This window comes from Burkholderia cepacia complex sp. TUM26381, assembly GCF_057439935.1.
Map to the genome: position 1 here is coordinate 383,904 of NZ_CM172006.1, position 15,038 is coordinate 398,941.

Consider the following 15,038-nt stretch of genomic DNA (forward strand, 5'->3'; position numbering starts at 1 on the left):
TCTCGTCTTGCGCTGCCGCGTGGCGGCTATTTTACGGGCGCGATCCCGCGCGCCAAAAAGGCGGATGCAGGTTCGTGCGGGCAAGCAGGAAAGAGGGGGAGACGCGTCAGAGCGTCAGGCCGCCGTCGACGTGAATGACCTGGCCGGTGATCTGGCGGGCCGCGTCCGACAGCAGGAACGCGATCAGCGCGGCGACGTCGTCGGGCTCGGCGATCCTGCCGAGCGGTGTCGCCTGTTCGGCCTGCGCCCACGCGGCGGCGTTGCCGGCGCTCGGGCCGTGGTCCTTGCGCGTGAAACCCGGCGCGACCGCGTTGACGGTGATGCCGTGCGCGGCGAATTCGGCGGCGGCGGTACGCACGAGCGATTCGAGCGCGGCCTTCGCGGCGGCGGTCGCCGCGAACGGCGCCGCGGCGCGGTAGCGGTGCGCGACGAACGAACTGACCGCGACGATTCGCGGGGCGGCTGACGCTTCGAGCAGCGGCCGCGCGCGGCCCGCGAGCGCGGAGAACGCGCCGGGCATCGCCGCGAAGGCGGCCGCAAGCGCGTCCGCGGAAAGGCCGGAAAAGGATTGCCGCGCGGCGAAGCCGGCGTTCGCGACGAGCTGGTCGAGCCCGCCGAAGCGCGTCGCGGTGGTATCGACCAGCGCGGCGGCAACGCCCGGTTCGCCGAGATCGCCGGTCAGCGTGATGCATGCCGCACCGGCCGCCGTGCACGCTTGTGCGACTTCGGCGAGCCGCGCCCGCGCCGCATCGTCCGCGCCGCGCGCATGCAGCGCCAGCGCGATGCCGGGCGCCGCAATCCGCCGCGCGAGCGCCGCGCCGATCCCCGAGCCTGCGCCGGTGATCAGCGCGATGCGTTCGACGTGCGCGGCGCGTGCGCTCACGCGGCGACCTTGTCGCCGGCGTTCGCGCGTTCGACGTTGATCGTGCCGACGTGGAACGCAGCCAGCGACTCGCGGTGCGCGATGCTGACGATCGCGGCCTTCGGCAGCCGTTCGGCGAACAGGTGATAGAGGCGTGCCTCGTTGTCGGCGTCGAGCGCGCTGGTCGCTTCGTCGAGGAACAGGAAATCCGGCTTGTGCAGCAGCACGCGTGCGCCGGCAAGGCGCTGCTGCTCGCCCGGCGACAGCACGCGCGTCCAGTGCGCGGTCTCGTCGAGGCGCTCGACGTAATCCTCGAGGCGGCACGCACGCAGCGCATCGCGGCAGGCTTCGTCGCTGAACGTGTCGGGCGTCGCCGGATAGGTGAGCGCGGCCTTCAGCGTGCCGATCGGCAGATAGCTCGTCTGCGGCACGAACATCATCCGCGCGCCGACCGGTGCATCGATCGCGCCGTCGCCGAACGGCCACAAGCCCGCGAGCGCGCGCATGAACGTGCTCTTGCCGGAACCCGACTTGCCGATCACGAGCCAGCGCGAGCCCGGCTCGATCGTGACGCTGCCGATGTTCGCGAGCGCGTTGCCGTTGGGCAGCGCGAGCTTCAGCGACGACGTCGACAGCTTCGCGCCGTCGATGTAGTGCAGGTTGATGCCGCCGTGCTCGGTCGCGGGCGACAGGCTTTCCTTCAGGTGCGACGTGCCCATCACGCGCTTGAATTCGCGCAGACGGTTGACGGTGGCGCGCCATTCGACGAGGGTCGAGTAGCTGTTGATGAACCACGAGAACGAATCGCTGACGGTGCCGAACGCGGACGAGATCTGCATCAGCACGCCGAACGAGAACGCCCCCGCGAAATAGCGCGGCGCGGCGACGACGAGCGGGAAGATGATCGCGATCTGCCCGTAGAAGCTCAGCACGAACGTGAGCCGCTTCGTGTACTTCATCACGCGCCACCAGTTGTCGCGGATGCGCATGAAGAGGGTCTGCGCGTTGCCGGTCTCGGTCTTCTCGCCGTCGTAGAACGCGATCTGCTCGGCGTTCTCGCGCACGCGGATCAGCCCGAAGCGGAAATCGGCCTCGACGCGCTGCTGCTGGTAGTTGATCGACACGAGCGGATGGCCGACCTTCTGGATGATCAGCGAGCCGATCACCGCGTACAGCGCGGCTGCCCACACCATGTAGCCGGGAATCGAGATCGGCGTCGCGCCGAGCGTGAACGTCAGCGCGCCGGCGAGCGACCACAGGATCGTGATGAACGACACGAGCGTGACGACCGTCGACAGCAGGTCGAGCGACAGCGCGAGCGTCGTGGTCGCGAACGACTGGAGGTCGTCGGTGATCCGCTGGTCGGGGTTGTCCGCGAGGCGATCGCGTTCGATCCGGTAGAACGCGCGATCGCCGAGCCACTGGCCGAGGAACCGGTCGGTGAGCCACTGGCGCCAGCGGAAGCCGAGCATCTGCCGCAGGTAGCGGCCGTACACGGCGAGGATGATGAACGCGAAGGCGAGCGCGGAGAACTGCATCAGCAGGTTCGGGAAGTCGTGGACGTCCTTCGACTGCAGCGCGTTGTAGAACTGCGCGTTCCACTTGTTCAGCCGGACGTTGATCCAGACCACGCAGAGGTTGATCGCGATGATCGTGACCAGCAGGCCCCACGCGATTTTCCATTCGGACGATACCCAGTAGGGCTTGATGAGGCTCCATGCGGATACCGGGCGCTCGTCCTGCGGCGCGTCGGAGGCGGAGCGGACGGGATCGATCGATTGGGTCATGTGCTTCCTGATGAGTAGCCGGCGCGCGGGCCGGGCGAAGCCGGGCGCGCGCCGCGATACGGCATGCCGGGGCGCGGCGCCGACTGACGGCGGGCGCACGGATGGTCGCCCGCGCGTCTTAAACGGCACTTAAGGGCCGGCGGTGACGCGGCAACCGGCCGCTTGCGGCGGCCGGCCTGCGGGCATTGTGCCAGAGCGGCGCGGGCCGACGGCGAATTTGCCCCGCCGGTGACAGTTTGCGGCGCTTTCCGCTTTTATGGTCTAATGACCGACGACGAAACAGGGGTGCTTTGTGGCGTGGCCGGCGAATGTTCCGGGCAGCGCGGCGAGGCTGAGAAAAACCCTTTGCACCCGATCCGGGTAATACCGGCGAGGGAAGTTTCTGATCCCGCCGGGTCGCGCTGGCTGCCATCCCACATGGTCAGCGCCCGAGTCCGCCCGGCCGGCCTTTGCTGCCGGTTTCGTCCTTTTGGGTACGCGCATTGCGCGTTACGGAAGGAATGATGACCGCACAATCTTCAGTCTTTTGCTTGATTCCCGGCCCGATGTCGCGTGCGTTCGCACGTGGCGGCGCGGGTGCGTCGACGTTCGTCGTGCGCGCTCCCGAGGAGGGCGCGCGATGAACGTTCAGGATGCACGGCCCGATTTCGCAGTGCTCGGCGGCGGCCTCGTCGGCCGCCTGATCGCGTGGCGGCTCGCGGGCGACCGGCATCGCGTCGCGCTCTACGAGCGCGGCGGCCCGGACGGCGAGCAGTCGGCCGCGTGGATCGCGGCCGCGATGCTCGCGCCGCTCGCGGAAGCGGCGAGCGCGGAGCTGCTGATCACCGAGCTCGGCGCCGCGTCGCTCGCGCGCTGGCCGCAATGGCTCGCGGAACTGCCCGAACCCGTTTTCTTCCAGCATCACGGCACGCTCGTCGTCTGGCACCACGCGGATCGCGCGGAGGCGCCGCTGTTCGAGCGGCGCGTGCGTGCGAACGCGCCGGCCGACCTGTTCGACGGCGGCTTCGTGACGCTCGCCGGCGCGCAGGTCGATGCAGCCGAGCCGACGCTCGCGGGCCGTTTCGCACGCGGCCTGCTGCTGCCGCGCGAAGGCCAGCTCGACAATCGCCAGGCGCTGCGCGCGCTCGCGGCGGGCCTTGCCGAACGCGGCGTCGACCTGCACTGGCACGTCGCGATCGACGATGCGAACCTGCCCGCCGCCCATTTCACGATCGATTGCCGCGGGCTCGGCGCGAAATCCGCGCTGCCCGCGCTGCGTGGCATCCGCGGCGAAGTCGCGCGCGTGCATGCGCCCGGCATCGGGCTGACACGGCCCGTGCGGCTGCTGCATCCGCGGTACCCGCTGTACATCGCGCCGAAGCAGGACGATCTCTATGTAATCGGCGCGACCGAGGTGGAGGGCGAGGACATGTCGCCCGTCAGCGTGCGCTCCGCGCTCGAACTGCTGAGCGCGGCGTTCTCCGTGCATCCGGCGTTCGGCGAGGCGCGCATCCTCGAACTCAATGCGCAGTGCCGGCCGACGCTGCCCGATCACCGCCCGGCGGTGATCTGGGACGGCGCGTCGACGCTCGCCGTCAACGGCCTGTACCGGCACGGCTTCATGATCGCGCCGGAAGTCGCGCAGGCGGCCGTCGCGTTCGCGCAAGCCGCGCTCGGCGGCGCGTTCGCTGATGCCGACGCGTTCGCCGCGTGGCGCGACGCCGCTCGCTGGCCGACGCTCCTTCATCACCGTAACGACGCGCGCCAGCCGGCCTGACGCGCGCGCCGACCGAATCCGACCGAGCCTCATGGATATCCAGATCAACCAACAGACCCTGACGCTGCCCGACGGCGCGACGGTGGCCGACGCGCTCGCCGCGTACGGCGCGCGTCCGCCTTACGCGGTCGCGCTGAACGGCAACTTCGTCGCGCGCACGCAGCATGCGGCGCGCGCGCTCGCGGCGGGCGACAAGCTCGACGTCGTGCACCCCGTCGCGGGCGGCTGATCGCCGCCGGTTCGTCCCCGCTCTTCCAGGAAAACGACATGACGTCCCTCACATCCGCCGACGCGCTGACGCTGTACGGCGAAACCTTCGCAAGCCGCGTGCTGCTCGGCACGTCGCGCTATCCGTCGCTGCAGTCGCTGTCCGATTCGATCGCCGCGTCGCGCCCCGGGATGGTGACGGTCGCGCTGCGCCGCCAGATGACGGGCGGCACGGCCGAAGCCGGCTTCTTCGACCTGCTCAAGCGCCACGCGGTGCCGCTGCTGCCGAACACGGCCGGCTGCCAGACCGTCGCCGAGGCCGTGACGACCGCGCACATGGCGCGCGAGGTGTTCGGCACCGACTGGATCAAGCTCGAGCTGATCGGCGACGACTACACGCTGCAACCCGACCCGGTCGGGCTGATCGAGGCCGCCGCGCAGCTGGTCAAGGACGGTTTCAAGGTGCTGCCGTACTGCACCGAGGATCTCGTGATCGGCCGGCGCCTGCTCGACGCCGGCTGCGAGGCGCTGATGCCGTGGGGCGCGCCGATCGGCACGGGCAAGGGCGTCGTGAATCCGTACGGCCTGCGCGTGCTGCGCGAGCGGCTGCCGGACGTGCCGCTGATCGTCGACGCGGGGCTCGGCGTGCCGTCGCACGCATGCCAGGTGATGGAGTGGGGCTTCGACGGCGTGCTGCTGAACACGGCCGTGTCGCAGGCCACGCACCCGGAGATCATGGCGCGCGCGTTCGCGCAGGGCGTCGAGGCCGGCCGTGCCGCGTATCTGGCCGGGCCGATGGATGCGCGCGAAACCGCGCACGCGAGCACGCCGGTTGTCGGGATGCCGTTCTGGCACCAGGACGGGGGCGGCGCATGAGCGCGCGCTTCGCCGATGCATTCTGGCCGCCGGCCGACGAACTGGCCGAAGCGGCCGAACGGATTCGCGCCCGCCTCGGCGACTGGCCGGCCGGCGCGGCGCCGTGGCGGCTCTGCGTGGCGGCGCCCGGCGTGCCGGCCGACGGCGACGTGCTGATCGTGTCGTCCGGCGACCGCGCCGCGCAGGCGCGCGCGTCGGCCGCGTCGCGGCCGGCCTCGCCGGGCGCGGTCGCGATCGAATTCGACGAGCAGGGCGCGGTGCTGCATGCGGCGGGCGCGCGTTACGCGCTCGAAGCCGCGCATCCGCTCGCGGACGACTGGATCGCGGCGCTCGCGGCATTCCTCGATTGCGGCTTCGCGCCGGTCGACGCGCTGGTGCTCGCGCTGGCGTGGCGCGACGGCGACGAGACGCGCGCCGACGACGCGTGGCCGGTCGACGCCGCGCGGTTCCCCCGTGTTGCCGGGCTGCCGCCCGCGCCGGAGCCGGCGTTTGCGCCCTGCCCCGCGCAACTCGGCCTCTATCCGGTCGTACCGGACGCCGAATGGGTCGAACGCGTGCTCGATGGCGGCGCGCGGACCGTGCAACTGCGCGTGAAAGGCGCGACGCCGGACGCGCTGCGCCGGGAAATCGCGCGTGCGGTCGCAGCAGGGCGCCGCTATCCCGATGCGCGCGTGTTCATCAACGATCACTGGCAGATCGCGGTAGATGAAGGCGCGTACGGCGTTCATCTGGGTCAGGAAGACCTCGAAACGGCCGATCTGGCGGCGATCGCGCGCGCGGGCCTGCGGCTCGGACTTTCGAGCCATGGTTATTACGAGATGTTGCGGGCGTTGCACGAGCGCCCGAGCTACCTCGCGCTCGGCCCCGTATACGCCACCGCCACCAAGGCCGTCGCCGCGCCGCCGCAAGGACTGGCGCGGATCGCCCGCTACGCGCGCTTCGCGGGCGCGCGGGCGCCGCTCGTCGCGATCGGCGGGGTGGGGCTCGATGCGCTGCCGGCCGTGCTGGAGACGGGCGTCGGCAGCGTCGCGGTGGTGAGTGCGGTCACGGGCGCCGCCGACTATCGGGCTGCGCTTATTGCGCTGCAGCAATGTTTTGCCGGACAATTTGACAATCATTGACCGCAGGGCCTGGAACGGCGTCACGACATCATTCCAATGCAGGCCCTATAATTCGGCGTTCTGCGTAAAAGGACTGCCAGCTCCGTGAGCCCCACTCCTACCGAGACCCTGCTGGAACTTCGCGACGTCGACTTTGGCTACGGCGACCGCCTCGTCCTGTCCAACCTGAACCTGCGCTTCGGGCGGGGGCAGGTCGTCGCGGTCATGGGCGGGTCGGGTTGCGGCAAGACCACCGTGCTGCGCCTGATCGGCGGCCTCGTGCGCGCGCGTCGCGGCCAGGTGCTGTTCGACGGCGCCGATGTCGGCACGCAATCCCGCGACGGCCTGTATGCACTGCGCCGCAAGATGGGCATGCTGTTCCAGTTCGGCGCGTTGTTCACCGACATGTCGGTGTTCGAGAACGTCGCATTCGCGCTGCGCGAGCATACCGACCTGCCCGAAGACCTGATTCGCGACCTCGTGCTGATGAAGCTCAACGCGGTCGGGCTGCGCGGCGCGCGCGACCTGATGCCGTCCGAGGTGTCGGGCGGGATGGCGCGCCGCATCGCGCTGGCGCGTGCGATCGCGCTCGATCCGCAGCTCATCATGTACGACGAGCCGTTCGCGGGCCTCGACCCGATCTCGCTCGGCATTACGGCGAACCTGATCCGCACGCTGAACCAGGCGCTCGGCGCGACCTCGATCCTCGTCACGCACGACGTGCCGGAATCGTTCGCGATCGCCGATTACGTGTACTTTCTGGCCAACGGCGGCGTGCTCGCGCAGGGGACGCCCGACGAGCTGCGCGCGTCGACCGATCCGAGCGTGCGGCAGTTCATCGACGGCGCGCCGGACGGCCCGTTCAAATTTCATTACACGAGCCCGCCGCTCGCAGCGGATTTCGGGCTCGGCGGAGGGCGCGCATGATCAGCGCGATCGGACGTTACGTCATCGGCGGCCTCGAGCGCGCGGGCTACGGCACGCGGCTGTTCGTGCGCCTCGTGCTGGAATTCTTTCCGCTGCTGCGCCGGCCGCGGCTGGTCACGAAGCAGATCCACTTCCTCGGCAACTATTCGTTCGTGATCGTTGCCGTGTCGGGGCTGTTCGTCGGCTTCGTGCTCGGCCTGCAGGGGTATTACACGCTGAACCGCTACGGTTCCGAGCAGGCGCTCGGCCTGCTGGTCGCGCTGTCGCTCGTGCGCGAGCTCGGGCCGGTCGTCACCGCGTTGCTGTTCGCGGGCCGCGCGGGCACGTCGCTCACGGCCGAGATCGGTCTGATGAAAGCCGGTGAACAGCTCACCGCGCTCGAAATGATGGCGGTCGACCCGATCAAGAACGTGATCGCGCCGCGCATGTGGGCCGGCATCATCGCGATGCCGCTGCTCGCCGCGATCTTCAACGCGGTCGGCGTGCTCGGCGGTTACTTCGTCGGCGTCGTGCTGATCGGCGTCGATCCGGGCGCGTTCTGGTCGCAGATGCAGGGCGGAGTCCAGGTCTGGGCCGACGTCGGCAACGGCGTGCTGAAGAGCATCGTGTTCGGGTTCGCCGTGACCTTCATTGCGCTGTATCAGGGGTATGAAGCGAAGCCCACGCCGGAAGGCGTGTCGCGCGCGACCACCAAGACGGTCGTGTTCGCGTCGCTCGCCGTACTCGGCCTCGATTTCCTGCTGACCGCGCTGATGTTCAGCTAAGCCTCAGCCAAGCCAAATTTTGGGATGACGATGAAAAAGACTGCTCTCGACTTCTGGGTCGGCCTGTTCGTGGTGGTGGGCTTCCTTGCGGTGCTGTTCCTGGCGCTGAAGGTCGGCAACATGAGCTCGCTGTCGTTTCAGCCGACCTATGCAGTGAAGATGAAATTCGACAATATCGGCGGATTGAAGCCGCGCGCGGCCGTGAAGAGTGCCGGCGTCGTGGTCGGCCGCGTGAAGTCGATCGGCTTCGACACGAACACCTACCAGGCGCTCGTGACGATCGATGTCGACGGCCAGTACCCGTTCCCGAAGGATTCGTCGGCGAAGATCCTGACGTCGGGCCTGCTCGGCGAGCAATATATTGGTCTCGATCCGGGCGGCGACACGGAAATGCTGAAGGCCGGCGATACGATCACGATGACGCAATCGGCGATCGTGCTCGAGAACCTGATCGGCCAGTTCCTGTACAGCAAGGCCGCCGATGCGGGCGGTGCGAAGCCGGCAGCCGGTGCATCGGCTGCGCCGGCACCGGTGGCGGTACCGGCGTCGGCGGTGTCCGGCGCGGCGGCCCAATAACCACACGAGAGAAAACAAGAGGGTAATGACCATGCAGACGATCCGCATCAGGCACGCAGCGCTGGCGGTAGCGGCAGTCGCCGCGTTGAGCGGCTGCGCGACCGTGCAGACGCCGACCAAGGGCGATCCGCTCGAAGGCTTCAACCGGACGATGTACAAGTTCAACGACACGGTCGACACGTACGCGCTGAAGCCGGTCGCGCAGGGCTACCAGTACGTGGTGCCGCAGCCGGTGCGCGACAGCGTGACGAACTTCTTCTCGAACATCGGCGACGTCTACATCGCGGCGAACAACATCGTGCAGCTGCGGATCGCGGACGGCGTCGGCGACATCATGCGCGTCGTGATCAATACGGTGTTCGGCGTGGGCGGCCTGTTCGACGTCGCGACGATCGCGAAGCTGCCGAAGCACACGGCCGACTTCGGGGTCACGATGGGCCGCTACGGCGTGCCGTCGGGCCCGTACCTCGTGCTGCCGCTGCTCGGCCCGAGCACGCTGCGCGACACGGCCGGCCTCGGCGTCGACTACGTCGGCAACCCGCTCACCTACGTGAAACCGGATGGCCTGAGCTGGGGCCTGTTCGGCGTCAACCTCGTGAACACGCGTTCGAACCTGCTCGGCGCGGGCGACGTGCTGGATGCCGCGGCGCTCGACAAGTACTCGTTCGTGCGCAATGCGTACCTGCAGCGCCGCCAGATGCTGATCAGCAACGCGCGCGGCGAGGCGGCCGCGACGTCGGGCAACGACGCGCTGCCGAAGTACGACCTGCCGGAAGACGGCGCGGCACCGGCGGCGGCCGGTACGGCGGGCGCAGCGGCGCCGGCCGGCGCATCGGGCGCGGCGGTTGCGTCGCCGGCCTCGGGCACGGCCGAATCGCCGAATCCGGCCAGCGAAACGAACGTGCCGGCGATGCAGGTGGCGCCGCCGTCGCCGGGCGGGTTCCGTTTCCCGAGCATCCGGCTGCACTGACGGATTTACATTCGTTACAGCCGGAAACGATTCATTCGGTAGCGTACGCGAACTTGCGCGTAAGCTACCTGCTCCAAACTTTGCATCGACTCATTCATGCAGGTCACTATGATGAAAAAACTGTTCCTGATCCCCGTTTTCGCGGCGCTGTTCTCGTTCGGCAGCGCAGCTCACGCGCAAGTCGACCAGTCGAACCCGCAGGCGCTGATCAAGACGGCGACGCAGCAGGTGCTCGACGAAGTCAAGCAGCAGACGATCAAGCAGGGTGATACCAACCGCATCATCACGATCGTCAACAAGGACATCCTGCCGTACACCGATTTCCGCCGCACCACGCAGCTCGCGATGGGCCGCAACTGGCGCACGGCAACGGCCGAGCAGCAGCAGCAGGTTCAGGAGCAGTTCAAGCTGCTGCTGATCCGCACGTACTCGGGTGCGCTGGCGCAACTGAAGCCGGACCAGCAGATCCAGTACCCGCCGTTCCGTGCCGACCCTGCCGATACCGATGTCGTGGTCAAGACGGTCGCGATGAACAACGGCCAGCCGGTCCAGATCGATTACCGTCTGTACAAATCGGCGAGCGGCTGGAAGGTGTATGACCTGAACGTGCTCGGCGCGTGGCTGATCCAGACGTACCAGCAGCAGTTCAACGAGAAGATCCAGCAAAGCGGCGTGGACGGCCTGATCCAGTTCCTGACGCAGCGCAACCAGCAACTTGCCGCTGGCAAGCAAGCGTCGTGAGCGGCTTCGAAGCCGGTTCCTCGCTGACCGTCGCGAGCGCGAAGTCCGCGCTCGCGGACGGTCTTGCGCGCATCGGCGCGGGCGCTACCGCCGTCGATTGCGCGGCGCTGACGCAGTTCGACTCGTCCGCGCTCGCCGTGCTGCTCGCATGGCAACGTGCCGCCAAGGCGCGTGGCGCGACCCTCGACATCCTCAATCTCCCTCCGAAGCTCGCCAGCCTCGCGCGCGCCTACGGCGTCGACGCGCTCATCGAAGGCACCGGGCGACATTGACCCTGTCCGACCGGAGCCTGCCGCGCCAGCCGGCGTGCGCATGCTTCAGGCCGCGCGCCTCCGGCGCCGGCTCCACCAGCCGGTTTGCCCTATAATCAAGCGTTTTGCGGGGCAGTCAATCGGCGTCCGGCCCCCATTTTCATTCGCAGCAAGCACAGAATAGGCGTCGCGGCCCTTGCGTCGCGCACAGTCATGTCAGCCATAGAAATCCGTCACGTCAAGAAGCGCTACAAGTCGCTTCAGGCGCTCAAAGGCGTCAGCCTGTCGGTCGAGGAAGGCGAGTTTTTCGGTCTGCTCGGCCCCAACGGCGCAGGCAAGACCACGCTCATCAGTATCCTCGCCGGACTCGCCCGGGCCGACGAAGGCAGTATCTCGGTGCGCGGCCACGACGTCGTCAAGGACTTCCGTGGCGCACGTCGCGCGCTCGGCGTCGTGCCGCAGGAACTCGTCTTCGACCCGTTCTTCTCGGTTCGCGAGACGCTGCGGATCCAGTCCGGCTATTTCGGGCTGCGCCGCAACGACGACTGGATCGACGAAGTGATGGCCAATCTCGACCTCACCGAGAAGGCCGACGCGAACATGCGCGCGCTGTCGGGCGGGATGAAGCGCCGCGTGCTCGTCGCGCAGGCGCTCGTGCACCGGCCGCCCGTGATCGTGCTCGACGAGCCGACCGCCGGCGTCGACGTCGAATTGCGCCAGACGCTGTGGAAATTCATCTCGCGCCTGAACCGCGAGGGTCACACGATCGTGCTGACCACCCATTACCTCGAGGAAGCCGAGTCGCTATGCGACCGCATCGCGATGCTGCGCCGTGGCGAAGTGGTCGCGCTCGACCGCACCGATGCGCTGCTGCGCCGCTTCGCGGGGCTGCAGCTCTACCTGCGGCTCGCGACGGGCGCGCTGCCGGCCGAGCTGCGCGGGCTGGAGTCCGATCCGGCCGCGCGCGCGCCGGGCGAGCACCTGCTGCGCCTCGCGAGCTACGACGATGTCGAACGCATCCTCGCGCAATGCCGCGCGGCGGGCTGCTCGTTCGACGAGATCGAGGTCCGCAAGGCCGACCTCGAGGATGTGTTCGTCCAGGTGATGAACGGGGCCGAGGTGATCGAGGGATTGGCATGAGCGGGTTTCAAACGCTGTTCCACAAGGAACTGCTGCGCTTCTGGAAGGTGTCGTTCCAGACGGTGCTGGCGCCGATCGTCACGGCGCTGCTGTATCTGACGATCTTCGGCCATGCGCTGTCGGGCCGCGTCGAGGTCTATCCGGGCGTCGAGTACGTGAGCTTTCTCGTGCCGGGCCTCGTGATGATGAGCGTGCTGCAGAACGCGTTCGCGAACAGTTCGTCGTCGCTGATCCAGTCGAAGATCACCGGCAACCTCGTGTTCATGCTGCTGCCGCCGCTGTCGTACCGCGACATCTTCGGCGCGTACGTGCTCGCGTCGGTCGTGCGCGGGCTCGCGGTCGGCACCGGCGTGTTCGTCGTGACGATCTGGTTTATCCCGATGCATTTCGCGGCGCCGCTGTTCATCATTGCGTTCGCGCTGCTCGGCTCGGCGATCCTCGGCACGCTGGGCCTGATCGCCGGGATCTGGGCCGAGAAGTTCGACCAGCTCGCCGCGTTCCAGAACTTCCTGATCATGCCGCTGACGTTCCTGTCCGGCGTGTTCTATTCGACGCACTCGCTGCCGCCCGTGTGGCGCGAGATCTCGCGTCTCAATCCGTTTTTCTACATGATCGACGGCTTCCGTTTCGGGTTCTTCGGCGCGTCCGACATCAACCCGTTCGCGAGCCTCGCGATCGTCACCGGTTTCTTCGTGCTGCTCGCGCTGATCGCGATGCGGCTGCTCGCGACCGGCTACAAACTGCGTCATTGATATCGACAGGCAGCGGCCGCCCCCGGGGCGGCGCGCGCCGACAGGAGCCTTACACCATGTTGCCGACTCCCGAACAGGTCAAGCAATACATCGCCGGCGGTCTCGCCTGCACGCATCTGGAAGTCGAAGGCGACGGCCAGCATTTCTTCGCGACGATCGTGTCGGCGGCCTTCGAAGGCAAGCGGCCGATCCAGCGGCACCAGCTCGTCTACGCGGCGCTCGGCGATCGCATGAAGCAGGAAATTCACGCGCTCAGCATGAAGACGCTGACGCCCGCCGAATGGCAGAACGCATAACCGGAAATCACTGAGTGCAAGTCACCGTCAACGAGCGCGACGCCGTCAAGAGCGTCGCCACGGCACACCCGGCCGCCAATGGGGAATCGCAGGGACAGGGGATGGACAAGCTCGTGATCGAAGGCGGCAAGCGCCTGTCCGGCGAGATCGTCGTGTCGGGCGCGAAGAACGCCGCGCTGCCGATCCTGTGCGCGGGGCTGCTCACCGCCGATCCGGTCGACCTCGACAACGTGCCGAACCTGAAGGACGTGCGGACCACGCTGAAGGTGCTGAACCAGATGGGCGTGAAGAGCGAGACCGACGGCTGCCGCGTGCAGCTCGACGCGTCGCGGGTCGACAACCTCGTCGCGCCGTACGAGCTCGTGAAGACGATGCGCGCATCGATCCTCGTGCTCGGGCCGCTGCTCGCGCGCTTCGGCGAGGCGAAGGTGTCGCTGCCGGGCGGCTGCGCGATCGGCGCGCGCCCGGTCGACCAGCACATCAAGGGCCTGCAGGCGATGGGCGCCGAGATCAGCATCGAGCACGGCTTCATCGAAGCACGCGCGAAGCGCCTGAAGGGCGCGCGCATCGTGACCGACATGATCACGGTGACGGGCACGGAAAACCTGCTGATGGCCGCGACGCTGGCAGACGGCGAGACGGTGATCGAAAACGCCGCGCGCGAACCGGAAGTGAGCGATCTCGCGCACCTGCTGGTCGCGATGGGCGCGAAAATCGACGGCATCGGCACCGATCGCCTGGTGATCCAGGGCGTCGAGCGGCTGCACGGCGCGCGCCATTCGGTGATCCCCGACCGCATCGAGGCCGGCACGTTCCTGTGTGCGGTCGCGGCGGCCGGCGGCGACGTGATGCTGACGGGCGTGCGCCCGCACATCCTCGACGCGGTGATCGACAAGCTGCGCGAAGCCGGCGTGTCGATCGAGGAAGGCGACAGCTGGCTGCGCGTGAAGATGGACCGCCGCCCGTCGGCGGTGACGATCCGCACGTCGGAATACCCGGCGTTCCCGACCGATATGCAGGCGCAGTTCATGGCCCTCAATACGGTCGCGACGGGCACCGCGCAGGTCGTCGAAACCATTTTCGAGAACCGCTTCATGCACGTGCAGGAGCTGAACCGGCTCGGCGCGAACATCACGATCGACGGCAACACGGCGCTCGTGACGGGTGTCGAGAAGCTGTCGGGCGCGAACGTGATGGCGACCGACCTGCGTGCATCGGCGAGCCTCGTGATCGCCGGGCTGCGCGCCGACGGCGAAACGCTCGTCGACCGCATCTATCACCTGGACCGCGGTTACGACCGCATGGAAGCCAAACTGACCGCCGTCGGCGCGAACGTGCGCCGCCTTTCCGGGAGCCAAGCATGACCGCGCCGCTGACCCTCGCCCTGTCGAAGGGCCGGATTTTCGAGGAAACCCTGCCGCTGCTGGCCGCAGCCGGCGTGCAGGTGGCCGAGGATCCGGAAACGTCGCGCAAGCTGATCCTGCCGACGACCGATCCGAACCTGCGCGTGATCATCGTGCGCGCGAGCGACGTGCCGACCTACGTGGAATACGGCGCGGCCGACTTCGGCGTGGCGGGCAAGGACGTGCTGGTCGAGCACGGCGGCTCGGGCCTGTACCAGCCGATCGATCTGAACATCGCGCGCTGCCGGATGTCGGTGGCCGTGCCGGCCGGCTTCGACTATGCGAACGCGGTGCGCCAGGGCGCGCGCCTGCGCGTTGCGACGAAGTACGTCGAAACGGCGCGCGAACACTTTGCCGCGAAGGGCGTGCACGTCGACCTGATCAAGCTGTACGGCTCGATGGAGCTCGCGCCGCTGGTCGGGCTGGCCGACGCGATCGTCGATCTCGTCAGCTCGGGCGGCACGCTGAAGGCGAACAATCTGGTCGAGGTCGAGGAGATCATGGAGATCTCGTCGCGCCTCGTCGTGAACCAGGCCGCGCTGAAGTTGAAGCGCGCAGCGCTCAAGCCGATCCTCGACGCGTTCGAACGCGCGTCGCAGAATGGCGGTTGAGCGCATCACCGTAACGGAA

17 protein-coding genes and 1 riboswitch are annotated in these 15,038 nt (G+C 68.2%); of the genes, 15 read left to right on the forward strand and 2 right to left on the reverse strand.

What is annotated here, in order from left to right; translation table 11 throughout:
* Positions 1–106: 106 nt before the first annotated feature.
* Both ACWMMN_RS01830 and ACWMMN_RS01835 read right to left on the reverse strand, forming a co-directional pair.
* Positions 107–883: an SDR family NAD(P)-dependent oxidoreductase gene (locus ACWMMN_RS01830; protein ID WP_256085488.1), complete on the reverse strand. Its 777-nt coding sequence runs from the start codon at positions 881–883 to the stop codon at positions 107–109.
* Positions 880–2,649, reverse strand: coding sequence for an ABC transporter ATP-binding protein/permease (locus tag ACWMMN_RS01835; protein ID WP_059232580.1), 1,770 nt, complete (start codon positions 2,647–2,649; stop codon positions 880–882). Before ACWMMN_RS01835 ends, ACWMMN_RS01830 begins: the two co-directional genes overlap by 4 nt.
* A 271-nt stretch (positions 2,650–2,920) precedes the next feature.
* A riboswitch (TPP riboswitch) is annotated at positions 2,921–3,044 on the forward strand.
* Between the two features lie 224 nt (positions 3,045–3,268).
* Between ACWMMN_RS01835 and ACWMMN_RS01840 the strand changes: the two genes are divergently transcribed.
* The 15 genes from ACWMMN_RS01840 to hisG all read left to right on the forward strand — a co-directional run bounded on the left by ACWMMN_RS01840 (position 3,269) and on the right by hisG (position 15,019).
* Positions 3,269–4,405, forward strand: coding sequence for an FAD-dependent oxidoreductase (locus ACWMMN_RS01840; protein ID WP_486422928.1), 1,137 nt, complete (start codon positions 3,269–3,271; stop codon positions 4,403–4,405).
* Between the two features lie 31 nt (positions 4,406–4,436).
* Positions 4,437–4,634: a sulfur carrier protein ThiS gene (thiS, locus tag ACWMMN_RS01845; protein ID WP_027783340.1), complete on the forward strand. Its 198-nt coding sequence runs from the start codon at positions 4,437–4,439 to the stop codon at positions 4,632–4,634.
* A gap of 38 nt (positions 4,635–4,672) precedes the next feature.
* Complete coding sequence (locus ACWMMN_RS01850) at positions 4,673–5,488, forward strand: thiazole synthase (RefSeq protein ID WP_059232578.1); 816 nt, start codon at positions 4,673–4,675, stop codon at positions 5,486–5,488.
* Positions 5,485–6,609: a thiamine phosphate synthase gene (thiE, locus tag ACWMMN_RS01855; RefSeq protein ID WP_063805242.1), complete on the forward strand. Its 1,125-nt coding sequence runs from the start codon at positions 5,485–5,487 to the stop codon at positions 6,607–6,609. Before ACWMMN_RS01850 ends, thiE begins: the two co-directional genes overlap by 4 nt.
* 84 nt (positions 6,610–6,693) lie before the next feature.
* The gene (locus tag ACWMMN_RS01860; RefSeq protein WP_059232577.1) at positions 6,694–7,515 is read left to right on the forward strand and encodes an ABC transporter ATP-binding protein; all 822 of its coding nucleotides are present in this window, start codon (positions 6,694–6,696) and stop codon (positions 7,513–7,515) included.
* Positions 7,512–8,279, forward strand: coding sequence for a lipid asymmetry maintenance ABC transporter permease subunit MlaE (gene mlaE, locus ACWMMN_RS01865; protein WP_486422929.1), 768 nt, complete (start codon positions 7,512–7,514; stop codon positions 8,277–8,279). The genes ACWMMN_RS01860 and mlaE overlap by 4 nt, the downstream gene beginning before the upstream one ends.
* A gap of 30 nt (positions 8,280–8,309) precedes the next feature.
* Positions 8,310–8,855: an outer membrane lipid asymmetry maintenance protein MlaD gene (gene mlaD, locus ACWMMN_RS01870; RefSeq protein WP_059236507.1), complete on the forward strand. Its 546-nt coding sequence runs from the start codon at positions 8,310–8,312 to the stop codon at positions 8,853–8,855.
* Between the two features lie 31 nt (positions 8,856–8,886).
* Complete coding sequence (locus ACWMMN_RS01875) at positions 8,887–9,825, forward strand: MlaA family lipoprotein (protein ID WP_059232576.1); 939 nt, start codon at positions 8,887–8,889, stop codon at positions 9,823–9,825.
* A gap of 111 nt (positions 9,826–9,936) precedes the next feature.
* Positions 9,937–10,566 (forward strand): MlaC/ttg2D family ABC transporter substrate-binding protein, encoded by a 630-nt coding sequence (locus ACWMMN_RS01880; protein WP_059236505.1) that lies wholly within the window; start codon positions 9,937–9,939, stop codon positions 10,564–10,566.
* Complete coding sequence (locus ACWMMN_RS01885) at positions 10,563–10,838, forward strand: STAS domain-containing protein (protein WP_027788544.1); 276 nt, start codon at positions 10,563–10,565, stop codon at positions 10,836–10,838. Before ACWMMN_RS01880 ends, ACWMMN_RS01885 begins: the two co-directional genes overlap by 4 nt.
* 192 nt (positions 10,839–11,030) lie before the next feature.
* Positions 11,031–11,957 carry an ABC transporter ATP-binding protein gene (locus ACWMMN_RS01890; RefSeq protein WP_059232575.1) on the forward strand — a complete coding sequence of 309 codons (927 nt, stop codon included), beginning with the start codon at positions 11,031–11,033 and terminating at the stop codon, positions 11,955–11,957.
* The gene (locus tag ACWMMN_RS01895) at positions 11,954–12,709 is read left to right on the forward strand and encodes an ABC transporter permease (RefSeq protein ID WP_059232574.1); all 756 of its coding nucleotides are present in this window, start codon (positions 11,954–11,956) and stop codon (positions 12,707–12,709) included. Before ACWMMN_RS01890 ends, ACWMMN_RS01895 begins: the two co-directional genes overlap by 4 nt.
* Positions 12,710–12,765: 56 nt before the next feature.
* Positions 12,766–13,005, forward strand: a complete 240-nt coding sequence (locus ACWMMN_RS01900) for a BolA family protein (RefSeq protein ID WP_006477131.1) — start codon at positions 12,766–12,768, stop codon at positions 13,003–13,005.
* Positions 13,006–13,106: 101 nt separating this feature from the next.
* Positions 13,107–14,369: a UDP-N-acetylglucosamine 1-carboxyvinyltransferase gene (murA, locus tag ACWMMN_RS01905; protein WP_264168526.1), complete on the forward strand. Its 1,263-nt coding sequence runs from the start codon at positions 13,107–13,109 to the stop codon at positions 14,367–14,369.
* The gene (gene hisG / locus ACWMMN_RS01910; RefSeq protein WP_059232572.1) at positions 14,366–15,019 is read left to right on the forward strand and encodes an ATP phosphoribosyltransferase; all 654 of its coding nucleotides are present in this window, start codon (positions 14,366–14,368) and stop codon (positions 15,017–15,019) included. Before murA ends, hisG begins: the two co-directional genes overlap by 4 nt.
* The last annotated feature ends 19 nt before the right edge of the window (positions 15,020–15,038 follow it).